Below are 13760 nucleotides of genomic sequence, written 5' to 3' on the forward strand. Positions count from 1 at the left end.
GGAACCAGATGACTGACTCTCCGTCCGCACGTCCGACGAGAAGGCGCCGCGGGTTCCTGGTCTTCCTCCGTGATGTGCTGGTGATCGTCCTGATCGCGGCGCTGGTGTCGTTCGTCATCAAGACGTTCGTCGTCCGCTCGTTCTACATCCCCTCGGCCTCGATGGAGCGGACGCTGCTCATCAACGACCGGATCCTCGTCGACGAGCTGACACCGCGCTGGACCGGCTACGAGCGGGGCGACGTGGTCGTGTTCAAGGACCCCGGGGGATGGCTCGACGGTCAAGTGCAGACACCGGCGCAGCCGCCTCTGATCCAGGCCGTGGATTGGGTGCTGAACTTCGTGGGTATCTCGGCGACGGACTCGCAGGACCATCTCGTCAAGCGCGTGATCGGGGTCGCGGGCGACCACGTGGTGTGCTGCAACGCGCTGGGGCAGATCACGATCAATGGTGCACCGATCGACGAGCTCGGATACCTTAACCTCCCGCAGGGCGACACCGCCGCCTCCAACGAGCCGTTCGACGTGGTCGTGCCTGAGGACTCGGTGTGGCTCCTGGGCGACAACCGCGATCGCTCGCGAGACGCGCGCGCCCACCAGGATCTCCCGAGCGGCGGCTTCGTGCCCGTCGGCAACATCGTCGGCAAGGCGTTCCTGACGACCTGGCCGCTCGATCGGTTCGGCACGATCGACGGGCATCACGAGATCTTCAACGGGGTACCGGAGTCGGAATGACCGTCGTCGCGCCCCGTCTGACGCTCGAGCGACGGCTCCTCGGCGAATGCGAGCTGATCATCGCGCTCGACGAGGTCGGTCGCGGTGCCCTCGCGGGGCCGGTCGCCGTGGGGGCCGCCGTGATGGACGCCAAGGGAGCGCGCCGGCGGGTTCCCGAGGGCCTGCGCGACTCGAAACTCGTCACGGAACGACGGCGCCCTGAGGTGGCTGCGCGCGCCGCGGCGTGGGTCCAGGCCTCCGCCGTCGGCTGGGCGACGGCGAGGGAGGTCGACGAGGTGGGGATCATGCGGGCGCTCGGTCTCGCCGCGTCGCGGGCCGTTCAGGCCGTGGTGGACCAGGGGGCCGCCCTCGAGAATGCGCTGGTGCTGCTCGATGGGAATCACGACTACGTGTCCCGCGTCCATCCCGTCCCCCTCCGTGTGCGGCCGGTGGTCAAGGCCGACCGCGACTGCGCCTCCGTGTCGGCCGCCTCCGTGATCGCCAAGGTCGCACGCGACGGGCACATGGCCGAGCTGCACGAGGGTCATAGCGGCTATCAGTGGGATCGGAACAAGGGCTACGCGAGCCCCGAGCATCGGGACGCCATCCGCGCTCTGGGCCTGTCACCGTTCCACCGGTCGTCCTGGGCGATCGCCGATGCCCCGACGCTCTTCTGAGGGCGCCCGCGGATACCGCTCCGTGCGGTCCGCCGCCATAGGATGGAGTCATCATGGATGAGGAAGCCTTCGACGACTACGACCGCGAGCTCGAGCTGGCGCTGTTCCGTGAGTACCGTGACGTCGTCTCGCAGTTCCAGTACGTGGTCGAGACCGAGCGGCGCTTCTACCTCGCCAACGAGGTCAACGTCGTGCGACGCGACACCGAGCACGACTTCTACTTCGAGATCTCCATGAGCGATGTCTGGGTCTGGGACATCTATCGCGCGGACCGCTTCGTGAAGGCCGTGCGGGTCCTCACCTTCAAGGACGTCAACGTCGAGGAACTGCAGCGACGCGAGTTCGAGCTCCCGCAGGAGCTGTCCCTCGACGGCGAGTGACCTGACGCCGTCGGAGAGGTCCAGACGCGCCGGTCGGCTGCGACTCCCCTTCTGCACCGACCGCAGGAACGAGGGTCTTCTCCGCGGCCTCCCTCGCAAAGCCCGACAGCCCCACGGCGCAGGGCGGGAGTGCGGGATCCTCTCCGCATGGCAGCGAAAGACGAGCTCGGACGAGCGGGCGAACAACGTGCGGCGGAGTACCTCCGATACCGCGGGTACACCATCCTCGACCGGAACTGGCGGTGTGCGCAGGGCGAGATCGACATCGTCGCCCAGCGGGACGGATGGCTCGCGATCGTCGAGGTGAAGACACGGCGGAGCGCCGCATTCGGGCATCCGCTCGAGGCGATCGATGCACGGAAACGCCGTCGTCTCTGGCAGCTCGCGTACGCCTGGCGGGCCGCGCACGCGGATGCGGCGGCGGGCCTGGCGCTGCGGCTCGAGGCGATCGGGATCACCGGTCCGGACGCCGCGCAGGGCGTCGTCGACCATCTCGAGGACATCGCGTGACCACCGCGCGCACCTGGTCCGTCGCCCTCAACGGTGCTGTCGGACACCTCGTCGAGGTGGAGGCCGATCTGTCCAATCAGACGCCCGAGTTCCGCATCATCGGGCTTCCGGACAAGTCGCTCGGCGAGGCCGTACAGCGAGTCCACAACGCCTGTCAGAACTCCGGGCTGGATCTCCCACGGCGCCGTCTCACCGTCAACCTGTCGCCGGCCAGTCTCCCGAAGCACGGCTCGGCCTTCGACCTCGCCATCGCGATCGCCAGCCTCGCCACGGGCGGCACTCTGAACCAGCGAGCGGTCCGACGGACGGTACATCTCGGCGAACTCGGGCTCGACGGGAGGATCCGCCCGGTGCCCGGCGTCCTGCCGGCGGTCTTCGCCGCCGTGCGGGCGGGGTTCACCCAGGTCGTGGTGCCGCGCGGCAACGAGCCGGAGGCGCGGTTGGTTCCCGGTGTGGAAGTGCGGTCCGCGGCGTCGCTGGCCGAGGTCGCCGTCTGGCATGGCGCCGCCGTGGACGTGGACGACGTCGAGCCGGTCCTGCTTCCGGCCCCCGTCTCCCGGCGCGAGGACGAGCACGACCTCGCAGACGTCATCGGACAGGACGAGGCGGTCGAGGCCCTCATCGCAGCCGCCGCGGGCGGCCATCATCTGCTCCTCAGCGGTCCTCCTGGCGCGGGGAAGTCCATGCTCGCCGCACGTCTGCCGGGGATCCTGCCGCTGCTCGATGAGCGAGAGGCGCTGGAGGTCGCATCGATCCGGTCGCTGAGCGGCGAGTCCGTCACCGCTCTGGACCGTCGACCGCCGCTGGAGGCGCCCCACCATACGGCTTCCACCGTGGCGTTGATCGGCGGAGGATCGCGCTCTGCGAGGCCGGGAGCCGTGGCTCGTGCGCATCGCGGGGTGCTGTTCCTCGACGAGGCGGCGGAGTTCTCCCGCGTCGCGCTCGACGCGCTTCGCCAGCCGTTGGAATCGGGGGTGGTGGACGTGCACCGATCCGGCTTCACCGCGCGTTTCCCTGCCCGCTTCCAACTCCTGCTCGCCACGAACCCGTGTCCCTGCGGCAACTTCGGTGTGCGGAACGCGGAATGCGCCTGTCCGCCGAGCGCCGTCCGACGGTATGCCGCACGGATATCCGGCCCTTTGCGTGACCGAGTCGACATCGATCTCGGGCTCACCCGTGTTGCCGCGTCGAAAGCCATCTCCCACGAGCGTGCCCGGGTGACGACGGCGTTCGCGCGTGAGCGCGTGCAGGCAGCACGGGAGCGCGCGGCGCATCGCTGGCGTGGGACACCCTGGCAGAAGAACGCCGAGGTGCCGGGTCCCGTCCTCCGACGGGCCCCGTTCCATGTGGAGAAGACCGAGCGGATGATCCTCGATCGTGCCCTCGAGCGCGGTGCGCTCACGCTCCGCGGTTACGACCGTGTGCTCAGGGTTGCGTGGACGATGGCGGACCTCGCCGGCCGGGAGCGGCCCGGCGAAGAGGAGATCGGTCGCGCCTTGCACCTACGTCGAGGGGTGGCGGCATGATCGACGCTCTGCTCGCCGACGAGAGCACGTGCGCGGTCGCCCGTCGGATTCGAGGAGGCCAATCCGAAGGACTTGCGGACGTCGTCGCCCGCGCGGCCTGGAGCGTCATCGCCGAACCCGGAGATGCCGTCGCCGGAGTCTTGACGCAGGAGTTCGGAGCGGTTGGTGGGCTCCGCTACGCCTTCGACGCGAGTGCGCGCACGAAACCCGAAGTGCGCCGTGCCGGAGCTGTACGCGCGCTCGCTGAGGCACGGAGGCGCTGGGCACCCCGCGCGTCACCAGCAGCGGTGTGTCGTGCGTTCCGCGCGGCGGAATCGGTCGGGGCTCACCTCGTCGTGCCCGGTGACGCCTGCTGGCCGGTCCGTCTGTCCGATCTCGGCACACAGGCACCCGCGGCTCTCTGGGTGCGCGGGCGCTGCGAGCTCCTCGTTGCGCAGCCCCAGGTCGCCGTCGTCGGCGCGCGGGCTGCGACCGGGTACGGCGACCGCGTGGCGTCGGAGCTGGCGGGAGACCTGGCGACGACCGGCGCGGTGATCGTGTCGGGTGGTGCGTATGGCATCGACGGAGCGGCACACCGCGCGGCCCTCGGGGTGGGAGGGGAGACGGTCGCGGTGCTCGCCGGCGGCGTGGACCGTCTTTACCCCGCCGGTCATCACGACCTGTTGACGCGCATCGCGGAGCGCGGTGCCGTGGTGAGCGAGCCCCCGTGCGGGGCCGCTCCCACCAAGTGGCGGTTCCTCGCTCGAAACAGACTCATCGCGGCGCTGGGGCATGCGACGGTCGTCGTCGAGGCGGGGTGGCGAAGCGGCTCCCTGAACACCGCGGGCCATGCCGCGACTCTCGGACGGCCCCTCGGCGCGGTGCCGGGACCCGTGACGTCCGCATCATCGGCCGGGTGCCATCGGCTCCTGCGGGAGTACGACGCGACCTGCGTGACGTCGGCCGCGGAGGTCAGAGAGCTCATGGGGGAGTCGGTGGGGGCGCCTCCTGGCGTCTCCTCCCTCGGCCCCGATCGGAGTCGTGTCGAGGCAGCGATGAGCACGGCGGTCTCCCTGACGATCGCCGACATCGCGGAACGAGCGGGGGTCGAGGCAGGGCGGGCGCGCGCGATCCTCGGGCTTCTCGATCTGGAGGGCACCGTGCGCCGAGACGAGCGGGGGTGGCGCCGCCGCTGAGTTGCCCGTGTACCGCCGAACGTCGCGGTGCGGCGGGGCGCGACGAACTCGCCGACGATCCGGGCAAGCTGGAGATGTGGATTACGCAGTCGCGGTGGAGGCGTTCACCGACCACCTGGAGAAGGTGCGCCGGCTCTCGCCCGCGACCGTGCGCGCCTACCGTGCAGACCTGCGAGACCTCGGGTCCACGGTGGGCATCGGGCCGGTGGCGAGCGTGGACCTGGAAGATCTTCGGGAGTGGCTCTGGCACGCGACCCAGCGTGGCGACGCCCGCTCCACCCTGGCACGTCGCGCGGCCGCCGCACGATCCTTCTTCGCCTGGGCGCGCGAACGCGAGCTGATCGCGACCGACCCGAGCATCCGCCTCGTGGCCCCCAAACGAGCGAAGACGCTGCCGACCGTGGCGTCGAAGGATGCGATGACCCAGTTGCTCGACGCGCACCGCGCGGCCGCGAGCGACGGAGACCCGGTAGCACTGCGAGATCACGCGATCCTGGAGCTCCTATACGGGGCAGGCATCCGCGTCTCCGAGTTGTGCGGCCTCGACGTCGACGATGTCGACCTCGAGCGCGGGACCGTCCGCGTCCTCGGCAAGGGCGCGAAGGAGCGGGTCGTGCCCTTCGGGGCTCCGGCCGTCGTGGCCACAGGTGCGTACCTCACCCGTGCCAGGCCCACGCTGCTCGCCCGCGCCATGTCCCCCGGAACGGCAGTCTTCCTCGGAGCGCGAGGGGGACGCATGGGACCGCGAGCCGTGTACGCCCTGGTGGCCCGAGCGCTGGCGCCGGTCGTGGGGGCGGAGACGATCGGCCCGCATGCGCTGCGACACAGCGCGGCGACCCACCTCCTCGACGGAGGCGCGGATCTGCGTGCCGTGCAGGAGATCCTCGGCCACGCCAGCCTGGGCACGACCCAGATCTACACGCATGTCTCCGCGGAGCGCCTCACGGCGACCTATCGTCTCGCTCATCCCCGCGCCTGACGGCGCCCGAGCCGCTCACGTCCCGCACCCCTGTTGCAGCACCCCGGGGGCGCGACGGGCACGCGAGGAGGCTGCCGGTCGTCGGACTCGCCGGATCACTCGCGACAGCAGGGGAGGAGCACCGCGCGTCGCACCTCTCCGAACAGCGTCAGTGGATCGACGTACAGGCCTTGCAGCCGCACGCCGAGATGGACGGTGCCATCGGCCGCGTGTCCGCCCCGCGCGACCGTGCCGACCTGCTGTCCACGTGTCACACGTTCGCCCGGCGAGAGCGAAGAGTCCACCGGCTCGAACGTCGTGACCAGACCGCCGGCGTGAGTGATGGTCAGAAGAGGCCGATCGACGACGACACCCCGGAAGGCCACGACACCGTCCGCCGGAGCCATCACCGCGGCGCCGACGGGCGCAGCGATGTCCACACCGCGATGACCCGGGCCGTACGGCTGCGCCGGAGCACGGAAGCGGACCACGACGGAGCGCGCGCCCTCCACGGGCCAGTGCCAGTCGCCGGCGGGTTCGCGCGTGCGGTCGCGCGGCCTCCCGGTGCTCGAACCCTCCATCCGTACGCGCGACACCCCGAGGGAGAGACCGGTCGGCGCGCGATCAACCGCCGCGACGTTCGTCAGCTCCGGGCCCGAGCCCGCGACGGGAGCGGTCGTGGCCGCCGCGCCGCTCAGGGTGCCCGAGAGCACGGCTGCGACCAGCCCGAGAGTGAGGACGACCGATCGGTGTTCTGAGGTCATGCGGCGAGTCTGAGGGGGGCGGCAGACGCATGGCGGGCGGGCGAGTCGCTCGTTCGGCGGCCGGGAACAAGTCGCGCGAGCTCCAGGCTGTGCAGTGCGAGCGCCGCACCGTGATCCTGTATGCTGGACGAGCACCTCGATCTCGGGGTGACTACGCGTGCCCACAGCGATTCTCTCGTGGCATCCACTCCCGCAGGTCCTGCTTCCCGCAGGTGGGCGTGAGCCGGGCACCAGGGCGTCCGATCATCCGGTCGGCGTGAACAACCTCAACGGCGCCTTCGAGCGCCAGAACCAGGAGACGACCATGGCTGTGGTCACCATCCGCCAGCTGCTCGACAGCGGCGTGCACTTCGGACACCAGACCCGTCGGTGGAACCCGAAGGTGAAGCGCTTCATCCTCACGGAGCGCAGCGGCATCCACATCATCGACCTCCAGCAGTCGCTCGGCTACATCGACAAGGCGTACGACTTCGTCAAGGAGACCGTCGCGCACGGCGGCACCATCCTCTTCGTCGGCACCAAGAAGCAGGCGCAGGAGATCCTCGCGGAGCAGGCCACGCGCGTCGGCCAGCCGTTCGTGAACCAGCGCTGGCTGGGTGGACTCCTCACCAACTTCTCCACGATCGCGAAGCGTCTCGCCCGCATGAAGGAGCTCGAGGAGCTCGACTACGAGAACCCGGCCGCTTCGGGCTTCACCAAGAAGGAGCTGCTGCTCAAGAAGCGCGAGCTCGACAAGCTGCACAAGTCGCTCGGCGGCATCCGCAACCTCACCAAGACGCCGTCGGCCCTGTGGGTCGTCGACGCCAAGCGCGAGCACCTCGCGATCGACGAGGCCAAGAAGCTCGGCATCCCGGTGATCGGCATCCTCGACACCAACGCGGACCCGGACGACTTCCAGTACCCGATCCCCGGCAACGACGACGCGATCCGCTCCGTCTCGCTGCTGACCCGCATCATCGCTGACGCCGCGGCCGAGGGCCTGCAGCAGAAGCACAACCCCGAGTCGGGTGACGCCGAGCCGCTCGCCGAGTGGGAGAAGGAGCTGCTCGAGGCTCCGGTCGAGGAGTCGGCCGACGCCGCTGAGGTGGTCACCGCCGCCGATGAGGCCGCTGTCGTCGAGACGCCCGCTGCCGACGAGACCGCCGCCGACAAGGCCGGTGCCGAGGCGCACGACGAGGCGATCGCCGCCGCTTCCGGTGAGGAGACCGCTGAGGTCGCCGCCGCCGAGGCCGCAGACAACAAGTAATCCCTCGTTCACACCCACATCACGAAGCAAGGAGCCACCACACATGGCCAACTTCACCATCGCGGACCTCAAGGCGCTGCGCGAGCAGCTCGGCACCGGAATGGTCGACACCAAGAAGGCGCTCGAGGAGGCCGACGGCGACGTCGAGAAGGCCACCGAGATCCTGCGTCTCAAGGGTGCGAAGGGCAACGCCAAGCGCGCTGACCGTTCCACGAGCGAGGGCCTCGTCGTCGCTCGCGAGCAGGACGGCGCCGTGACCCTGATCGAGCTCGCCTGCGAGACCGACTTCGTCGCGAAGAACGACCGATTCATCGCGCTGGCCGACAAGGTCGCCGACGCCGCGGCCGCGGTCAAGGCGGACTCGGTCGAGGCCGCGCTGGCCGCCCAGGCCGGCGACAAGAGCGTCGAGCAGCTCATCTCGGAGGAGGCGGCGATCATCGGCGAGAAGGTCGAGCTGCGTCGCGTGCGCACGATCTCCGGCGACAAGGTCGAGGTCTACCTGCACCGCACCAGCAAGGACCTGCCGCCGCAGATCGGCGTCGTCGTCGCCTACTCGGGTGACGACGCCGAGACCGCGCGCAGCATCGCTCAGCACATCTCGTTCGCGAACCCGTCGTACCTGTCCCGCGAGGACGTGCCGGCGGACGCGGTCGAGAAGGAGCGTGAGATCGTCACCGAGATCTCCCGCAACGAGGGCAAGCCCGAGGCCGCCCTGCCGAAGATCGTCGAGGGCCGTGTCGCCGCGTTCATCAAGCAGGTCGCCCTGCTCGAGCAGGACTACGCGAAGGACAACAAGCTCTCCGTCGCCCAGGTGGCGAAGGACGCCGGTATCACCGTGACGGACTTCGCGCGCTTCAAGGTCGGCGCGTAACACCGTCGAAGGGGTTCGGATCGCATGATCCGAACCCCTTCTTCATGCCCACTAGGCACTATCTTGAATCGGGACGAGAGGACACCACCCATGACTGAACGCACCGGACGCCGCCGCGTCCTGCTCAAGCTCTCCGGAGAGGCCTTCGGAGCGGGGCAGTTGGGGGTGAACCCGGACGTCGTCAGCCAGATGGCGCGGGAGATCGCGGCGGCGGTGGATCGGGTCGAGGTCGCCGTGGTCGTCGGCGGTGGCAACTTCTTCCGCGGCGCCGAACTGAGTCAGCGCGGCATGGACCGCGGCCGCGCGGACTACATGGGCATGCTCGGCACCGTGATGAACGCTCTCGCGCTGCAGGACTTCCTCGAGCAGGCGGGGGCGGCGACCCGCGTCCAGTCGGCGATCGCGATGACGCAGGTCGCCGAGCCGTACATCCCGCGGCGGGCGGAGCGACACATGGAGAAGGGGCGCGTCGTGATCTTCGGCGCGGGTGCCGGACTGCCGTACTTCTCGACCGACACCGTCGCGGCGCAGCGCGCCCTGGAGATCGGTGCGCAGGAGGTGCTCGTCGCCAAGAACGGCGTCGATGCCATCTACACCGCCGACCCGAACAAGCACGCCGACGCCGAGCGCATCGAACGCGTGACGTACCGCGACGCGCTGCAGCAGGGCCTCAAGGTCGTCGACTCCACCGCCTTCAGCCTGTGCATGGACAACAACATGGACATGCGCGTCTTCGGGATGGAGCCGGCCGGGAACGTCACCCGCGCGCTTCTGGGCGAGACGATCGGCACGCTCGTCACCGCCTGACGGCCTGCGCGGTTCGAGCACGCCCGACCGATAGAATTTCTGAACACCCCGACGATAGGAGTCACCGTGATCGCGGATGTCCTCGCTGAAACCACTACCCGCATGTCTCGCGCCGTCGAGGCTGCCAAGGAGGACTTCTCCACGGTGCGCACGGGCCGCGCCAACCCCCAGCTCTTCCAGAAGGTGCTCGTGGACTACTACGGCACCCCGACGCCGCTCGCGCAGCTGGCCTCCCTGGCGAACCAGGAGGCGCGCACGCTCATCATCACCCCGTACGACAAGTCGGCGCTGAAGGCGATCGAGCAGGCCATCCGCGAGATGCCGAACCTCGGTGCGAACCCCACCAACGACGGCAACCTCGTGCGCGTCACGATGCCGGAGCTCACGGCTGAGCGTCGCAAGGAGTACGTCAAGCTCGTGAAGTCGAAGGCCGAGGACGCGAAGGTGCACGTGCGTGGCATCCGTCGCAAGGCGAAGGACGAGCTCGATGCGCTGAAGAGCGAGCTCGGTGAAGACGAGATCGCCCGCGGCGAGAAGGAGCTGGACGCGCTGACGCGTCAGCACGTCGATCTGATCGACGACGCGCTCAAGCGCAAAGAGGCCGAACTCCTCGAGGTGTAAGCCCGCATGACCGACGAAACGCGAGACGCCGAGGAGGGCAAGCCGCTCACGCGCCGCGATGCGCGTGACGATGGCGTGTCCGAGGCCGGCGCCCCGCTCGCCGATGCAGCGTTCCCGGGGTTCGACGTCGCCGCGGTGCCGCCCCGCCCGCCGCTTCCCGAGCCCGAGACGCCGGCCGGTCCGGCGCGACGCCTCGACACGGCCGATCACAACGCGATCCGCGAGCAGTGGCGCGCCGCCCGCGACGAGTTCGGCACGCACGTGTCGCACGCACGGGATCAGTTCGATCAGGCGAACGAGCGGATCAAGCAGCGGACGGGGCGCGACCTCATGCTGGCGATCCTGATCGGGCTCGCGTTCGGCGGTGCCCTGCTCGCCTCGCTTCTCTTCATCAAGGCGCTGTTCGTGCCGTTCGCCCTCGCCGCCGCGCTGCTCGGTGTGTACGAGCTGTCCCGCGCGCTGCGGGCGGCAGGGCGCCGTGTGGACGTCGTGCCGCAGCTGATCGCTGCGACGTTCCTCGTCCTCGGCGCCTACTTCGCGGCGCCGTGGCTGTCGTGGGTCATGCTGTTCGTGTCGGTGGCGTTCGTCATCGTCTGGCGTCTGGTGGCCCAGATGATCGCCAAGGACGGGCGCACCTACGGCGACGTGCTCACCGATGCGGTCATCGGCGGTTTCGTGCAGGTGTACGTCCCGTTCCTGGCGGGAGTGGCGCTGATCCTGCTCGAGCAGGAGGGCGGGCAGTGGTGGGTCCTGAGCTTCATCGCCATCGCCGTCGCCGCTGATACCGGTGCCTATGCGGCCGGTCTCGCGTTCGGACGCCATCCGATGGCACCGCGGATCAGTCCCAAGAAGACCTGGGAGGGCTTCGGCGGTGCTGTCGTGGCGTCGCTCGTCGCCGGTGTGCTCCTCGCGATCCTTCTGCTCGATCTGCCCTGGTGGGGCGGACTGATCTTCGGAGCAGCGATCCTGTTGTCCGCGACGCTGGGTGACCTCGGCGAGTCCATGCTCAAACGCGATCTCGGCATCAAGGACATGAGCTCCTGGCTGCCCGGTCACGGCGGTCTGCTGGATCGACTCGACAGCATCCTGCCCTCGACGATCCCCGCGTTGTGCCTCTACTTCCTCCTCTCTCCCTGGGTGGTGCTGTGATGACCGACAACCGGACCGACGAGAAGACCCGGCCTTCGGCGCCCCCTGCGTTCGCGGTGACGTCGGGGCGCACGCGGGGATATCACCGTGCAGCCGTCGACACGTTCCTCGCGTCGGCGCGCCGCGCGTTCGAGACCGGGAGCGACGAGCTCACGGCGGACGCCGTCCGCACGGCCTCCTTCCCCCTCGTCAAGGAGGGTTACGTCGTCGCTGACGTGGACGCCGCACTCGGACGGGTGGAGGACGCCTTCGCTGCACGCGAGCGGGAGCGCGCCGTGCGATCGCTGGGTGCGGGTGCCTGGGTCGAGCAGGCGAGGGCGGACGCGCAGGTCATCCTCGATCACCTCGCGCGGCCGGCGCGCCACCGTTTCGGCCGGACCGGCATCCTCACCTTCGGCTACCGCGTCGACGAGGTCGATCATGTGATGTCGCGCATCGTCCGCTACCTGCGCGACGGCGACCCCCTGACCGCGGAGCAGCTCCGATCCGCGGCGTTCCGCATGCAGCGCGGGGGGTACCGGGAGGAGCAGGTGGACGCGCTCCTGGACGCGACGATCGACGTGATCCTGGCGGTCCGCTGAGTCGTGGATGGCCTGTCCAGGCTCCTGTGCGTAAACTGTCTCCCATCGTGTACTCCCGAAACGACATGAACCTCGATCGAACCGCTGCGTCGCCGGTGCCTGCCGCGACCGCGACGTCGGTGTCCCGAGGAGCCCGCCGGTGGACGCGACGTCGTGGCGTCGCCGGTGCCTTCAGCGGGCTGGCTGTCGTCGGATTGGCCGCCGCGATGGTCGCACCGACCGGCGTCGCTCTCGCAGAGCCCGCCCCGCAGGAGTCGCCGGAGTCGGTCTACGCCGCTGCCCTCGCCGACACGCAGGACCTGACGGTGACGGTGAAGGGCGCCGAGATCACTCCGCTCGCCCGTGGCACGTTCGAGATCTACGTCAAGCCGAAGCCGCCGCCCCCGCCGCCCGCCCCGACCGCGACGAGCGGATCGAAGGGCAAGCCCTCCGGCGGTGGATCGCTCCCGCCGTACAGCGGTGGCGGTGCGCCGGCCGAGTGGATGGCTGCGGCCGGCATCGCTCAGAGCGACTGGCAGTACGTCGACTACATCGTGTCGCGCGAGAGCGGCTGGAACCCCAACGCGACGAACAAGTCGTCCGGTGCCTGCGGTCTCGTGCAGGCGCTGCCGTGCAGCAAGGTGCCCGGAAACGGCTACAACCCGGTCGACAACCTGCGCTGGGCCACCGGCTACGCCACGGGTCGCTACGGCAGCTGGGCGGGCGCGTACAACTTCTGGACCACCAACCACTGGTGGTGAGCAGGCACCATGCCCCGCTCACGTCGACGCCCTCCGGCGCGCCCTGACCCCGACGCGTCGCTCGATCGCCTGCTGGCGGGGTGGAAGCGCACGGAGATCCGTCGCGGTGTCGAGTGGACCGTTCAGCCCGTCTCCGCGGTGCAGGCGCTGAAGGAGTACGTCTGCCCGGGGTGCGGACGGGTGATCGAGCCCGGTACCGCGCACGTCGTCGCCTGGCGGGCGGACGGGGTTCTGGGGGAGGCTGCCGCCCTCGCCGACCGCCGGCATTGGCACAACCACTGTTGGAGGATCGCATGACCATCGAGATCCGGGGACCGCTGCAGTTGCCGGCGCGCCGCGAGGACATCGAGCTGACGACGGCGGACGGCCTGACCCTGGTCGGGGAGCTCGCCCTGCCCGCGGAGAGCGAGCCGGTCGCGACGCTCGTCACGCTGCATCCGCTTCCCACGGCCGGCGGATTCATGGACTCGCACATCCTGCGGAAGGCGGCGGCTCGTCTGCCCGCCCTCGCCGATCTCGCGGTCCTGCGCTTCAACACCCGTGGCACCACGTCTCCGCGCGGCACGAGCGATGGTGCGTTCGACGGCGGGGCTCTGGAGCAGTTCGACGTCGCCGCGGCCATGGAGTTCGTGCACGCTCGCGCGCTGCCGCGCCCCTGGCTGCTGGGCTGGTCGTTCGGCACGGAGCTGGCGCTGAAGTACGGCCGCGACCACGCGATCGAGGGCATCATCCTGCTGTCGCCGCCGCTGCACCGCGCGACGGACGAAGAGGTCGCCGCCTGGGCGGAAGCCGATCGTGAGGTCGTGGTCCTGGTTCCGGAGTTCGACGACTATCTGCGGCCGGCCGAGGCCGAGAAGCGCTTCGCCTCGATCCCGCACGCGCGTCTGATCCCCGTGGAGGGCGGTAAGCACCTCTGGGTGGGGGAGACGCAGACGCGACGCGTGCTCACCGAGGTGGTCGCTGCTGTGAACCCGTCGGCGCTCCCACTGCCGACGCACTGGTCTGACGACTCCTGACCGTCGCGCGGCGCGTCGGACGACGC

At 69.9% G+C, this 13760-nt stretch carries 17 protein-coding genes; 16 read left to right on the forward strand and 1 reads right to left on the reverse strand.

The genetic code is table 11. From position 1 onward, the window contains the following. Positions 1–8 precede the first annotated feature (8 nt). The 7 genes from lepB to ACWH95_RS13280 all read left to right on the forward strand — a co-directional run bounded on the left by lepB (position 9) and on the right by ACWH95_RS13280 (position 5960). Positions 9–734 carry a signal peptidase I gene (lepB, locus tag ACWH95_RS13250; RefSeq protein WP_136034606.1) on the forward strand — a complete coding sequence of 242 codons (726 nt, stop codon included), beginning with the start codon at positions 9–11 and terminating at the stop codon, positions 732–734. Further along, positions 731–1390 carry a ribonuclease HII gene (locus tag ACWH95_RS13255; RefSeq protein ID WP_136037023.1) on the forward strand — a complete coding sequence of 220 codons (660 nt, stop codon included), beginning with the start codon at positions 731–733 and terminating at the stop codon, positions 1388–1390. Before lepB ends, ACWH95_RS13255 begins: the two co-directional genes overlap by 4 nt. Before the next feature lie 53 nt (positions 1391–1443). Further along, positions 1444–1770, forward strand: coding sequence for a DUF2469 family protein (locus tag ACWH95_RS13260; protein ID WP_017204525.1), 327 nt, complete (start codon positions 1444–1446; stop codon positions 1768–1770). Positions 1771–1917: 147 nt separating this feature from the next. Further along, positions 1918–2280, forward strand: coding sequence for a YraN family protein (locus ACWH95_RS13265; RefSeq protein WP_454120796.1), 363 nt, complete (start codon positions 1918–1920; stop codon positions 2278–2280). Next, positions 2277–3806 carry a YifB family Mg chelatase-like AAA ATPase gene (locus ACWH95_RS13270; protein ID WP_454120797.1) on the forward strand — a complete coding sequence of 510 codons (1530 nt, stop codon included), beginning with the start codon at positions 2277–2279 and terminating at the stop codon, positions 3804–3806. Before ACWH95_RS13265 ends, ACWH95_RS13270 begins: the two co-directional genes overlap by 4 nt. Continuing rightward, on the forward strand, positions 3803–4981 hold the full coding sequence (dprA, locus tag ACWH95_RS13275; RefSeq protein WP_136031806.1) for a DNA-processing protein DprA: 1179 nt from the start codon (positions 3803–3805) through the stop codon (positions 4979–4981). Before ACWH95_RS13270 ends, dprA begins: the two co-directional genes overlap by 4 nt. A 76-nt stretch (positions 4982–5057) precedes the next feature. Next, positions 5058–5960, forward strand: coding sequence for a tyrosine recombinase (locus tag ACWH95_RS13280; protein WP_136031809.1), 903 nt, complete (start codon positions 5058–5060; stop codon positions 5958–5960). A gap of 95 nt (positions 5961–6055) precedes the next feature. Here the strand turns inward: ACWH95_RS13280 and ACWH95_RS13285 are convergent, their stop codons facing one another. Continuing rightward, positions 6056–6703 (reverse strand): murein hydrolase activator EnvC family protein, encoded by a 648-nt coding sequence (locus ACWH95_RS13285; RefSeq protein ID WP_454120798.1) that lies wholly within the window; start codon positions 6701–6703, stop codon positions 6056–6058. A gap of 304 nt (positions 6704–7007) precedes the next feature. On the opposite strand from ACWH95_RS13285, the gene rpsB reads away from it, so the two are divergent. The 9 genes from rpsB (at position 7008) to ACWH95_RS13330 (ending at position 13734) form a co-directional block, all read left to right on the forward strand. Next, positions 7008–7949, forward strand: a complete 942-nt coding sequence (gene rpsB / locus ACWH95_RS13290) for a 30S ribosomal protein S2 (RefSeq protein WP_136031920.1) — start codon at positions 7008–7010, stop codon at positions 7947–7949. Positions 7950–7992: 43 nt separating this feature from the next. Beyond that, positions 7993–8820: a translation elongation factor Ts gene (gene tsf / locus ACWH95_RS13295; protein WP_136037397.1), complete on the forward strand. Its 828-nt coding sequence runs from the start codon at positions 7993–7995 to the stop codon at positions 8818–8820. A 90-nt stretch (positions 8821–8910) separates the two neighbouring features. Continuing rightward, positions 8911–9627 (forward strand): UMP kinase, encoded by a 717-nt coding sequence (pyrH, locus tag ACWH95_RS13300; protein ID WP_136031812.1) that lies wholly within the window; start codon positions 8911–8913, stop codon positions 9625–9627. Positions 9628–9693: 66 nt separating this feature from the next. Next, a complete protein-coding gene (frr, locus tag ACWH95_RS13305) occupies positions 9694–10248 on the forward strand; it encodes a ribosome recycling factor (RefSeq protein ID WP_136031814.1) in 555 nt (184 codons plus the stop codon). A 6-nt stretch (positions 10249–10254) separates the two neighbouring features. After that, on the forward strand, positions 10255–11397 hold the full coding sequence (locus ACWH95_RS13310) for a phosphatidate cytidylyltransferase (protein ID WP_205814445.1): 1143 nt from the start codon (positions 10255–10257) through the stop codon (positions 11395–11397). Continuing rightward, on the forward strand, positions 11397–11978 hold the full coding sequence (locus ACWH95_RS13315) for a DivIVA domain-containing protein (protein ID WP_247981632.1): 582 nt from the start codon (positions 11397–11399) through the stop codon (positions 11976–11978). The genes ACWH95_RS13310 and ACWH95_RS13315 overlap by 1 nt, the downstream gene beginning before the upstream one ends. A gap of 65 nt (positions 11979–12043) precedes the next feature. Then, on the forward strand, positions 12044–12718 hold the full coding sequence (locus ACWH95_RS13320) for an aggregation-promoting factor C-terminal-like domain-containing protein (protein WP_136031819.1): 675 nt from the start codon (positions 12044–12046) through the stop codon (positions 12716–12718). A gap of 9 nt (positions 12719–12727) precedes the next feature. Continuing rightward, positions 12728–13015, forward strand: a complete 288-nt coding sequence (locus ACWH95_RS13325; RefSeq protein ID WP_136031821.1) for a hypothetical protein — start codon at positions 12728–12730, stop codon at positions 13013–13015. Beyond that, positions 13012–13734: an alpha/beta hydrolase gene (locus tag ACWH95_RS13330; RefSeq protein ID WP_168442836.1), complete on the forward strand. Its 723-nt coding sequence runs from the start codon at positions 13012–13014 to the stop codon at positions 13732–13734. The genes ACWH95_RS13325 and ACWH95_RS13330 overlap by 4 nt, the downstream gene beginning before the upstream one ends. Positions 13735–13760 lie beyond the last annotated feature (26 nt).

Source organism: Microbacterium sp. NPDC055502 (genome assembly GCF_053643635.1).

What these genes read in the sequence shown, in the direction of transcription:
- ACWH95_RS13315 (WP_247981632.1), top strand. Translation starts at nt 11,397, where the DNA reads ATGACCGACAACCGGACCGACGAGAAGACCCGGCCTTCGGCGCCCCCT.
- lepB (WP_136034606.1), top strand. Translation starts at nt 9, where the DNA reads ATGACTGACTCTCCGTCCGCACGTCCGACGAGAAGGCGCCGCGGGTTC.
- ACWH95_RS13310 (WP_205814445.1), top strand. Translation starts at nt 10,255, where the DNA reads ATGACCGACGAAACGCGAGACGCCGAGGAGGGCAAGCCGCTCACGCGC.
- ACWH95_RS13325 (WP_136031821.1), top strand. Translation starts at nt 12,728, where the DNA reads ATGCCCCGCTCACGTCGACGCCCTCCGGCGCGCCCTGACCCCGACGCG.
- ACWH95_RS13255 (WP_136037023.1), top strand. Translation starts at nt 731, where the DNA reads ATGACCGTCGTCGCGCCCCGTCTGACGCTCGAGCGACGGCTCCTCGGC.
- pyrH (WP_136031812.1), top strand. Translation starts at nt 8,911, where the DNA reads ATGACTGAACGCACCGGACGCCGCCGCGTCCTGCTCAAGCTCTCCGGA.
- ACWH95_RS13320 (WP_136031819.1), top strand. Translation starts at nt 12,044, where the DNA reads ATGAACCTCGATCGAACCGCTGCGTCGCCGGTGCCTGCCGCGACCGCG.
- ACWH95_RS13330 (WP_168442836.1), top strand. Translation starts at nt 13,012, where the DNA reads ATGACCATCGAGATCCGGGGACCGCTGCAGTTGCCGGCGCGCCGCGAG.
- ACWH95_RS13265 (WP_454120796.1), top strand. Translation starts at nt 1,918, where the DNA reads ATGGCAGCGAAAGACGAGCTCGGACGAGCGGGCGAACAACGTGCGGCG.
- tsf (WP_136037397.1), top strand. Translation starts at nt 7,993, where the DNA reads ATGGCCAACTTCACCATCGCGGACCTCAAGGCGCTGCGCGAGCAGCTC.
- dprA (WP_136031806.1), top strand. Translation starts at nt 3,803, where the DNA reads ATGATCGACGCTCTGCTCGCCGACGAGAGCACGTGCGCGGTCGCCCGT.
- ACWH95_RS13260 (WP_017204525.1), top strand. Translation starts at nt 1,444, where the DNA reads ATGGATGAGGAAGCCTTCGACGACTACGACCGCGAGCTCGAGCTGGCG.
- rpsB (WP_136031920.1), top strand. Translation starts at nt 7,008, where the DNA reads ATGGCTGTGGTCACCATCCGCCAGCTGCTCGACAGCGGCGTGCACTTC.
- ACWH95_RS13285 (WP_454120798.1), bottom strand. Translation starts at nt 6,703, where the DNA reads ATGACCTCAGAACACCGATCGGTCGTCCTCACTCTCGGGCTGGTCGCA.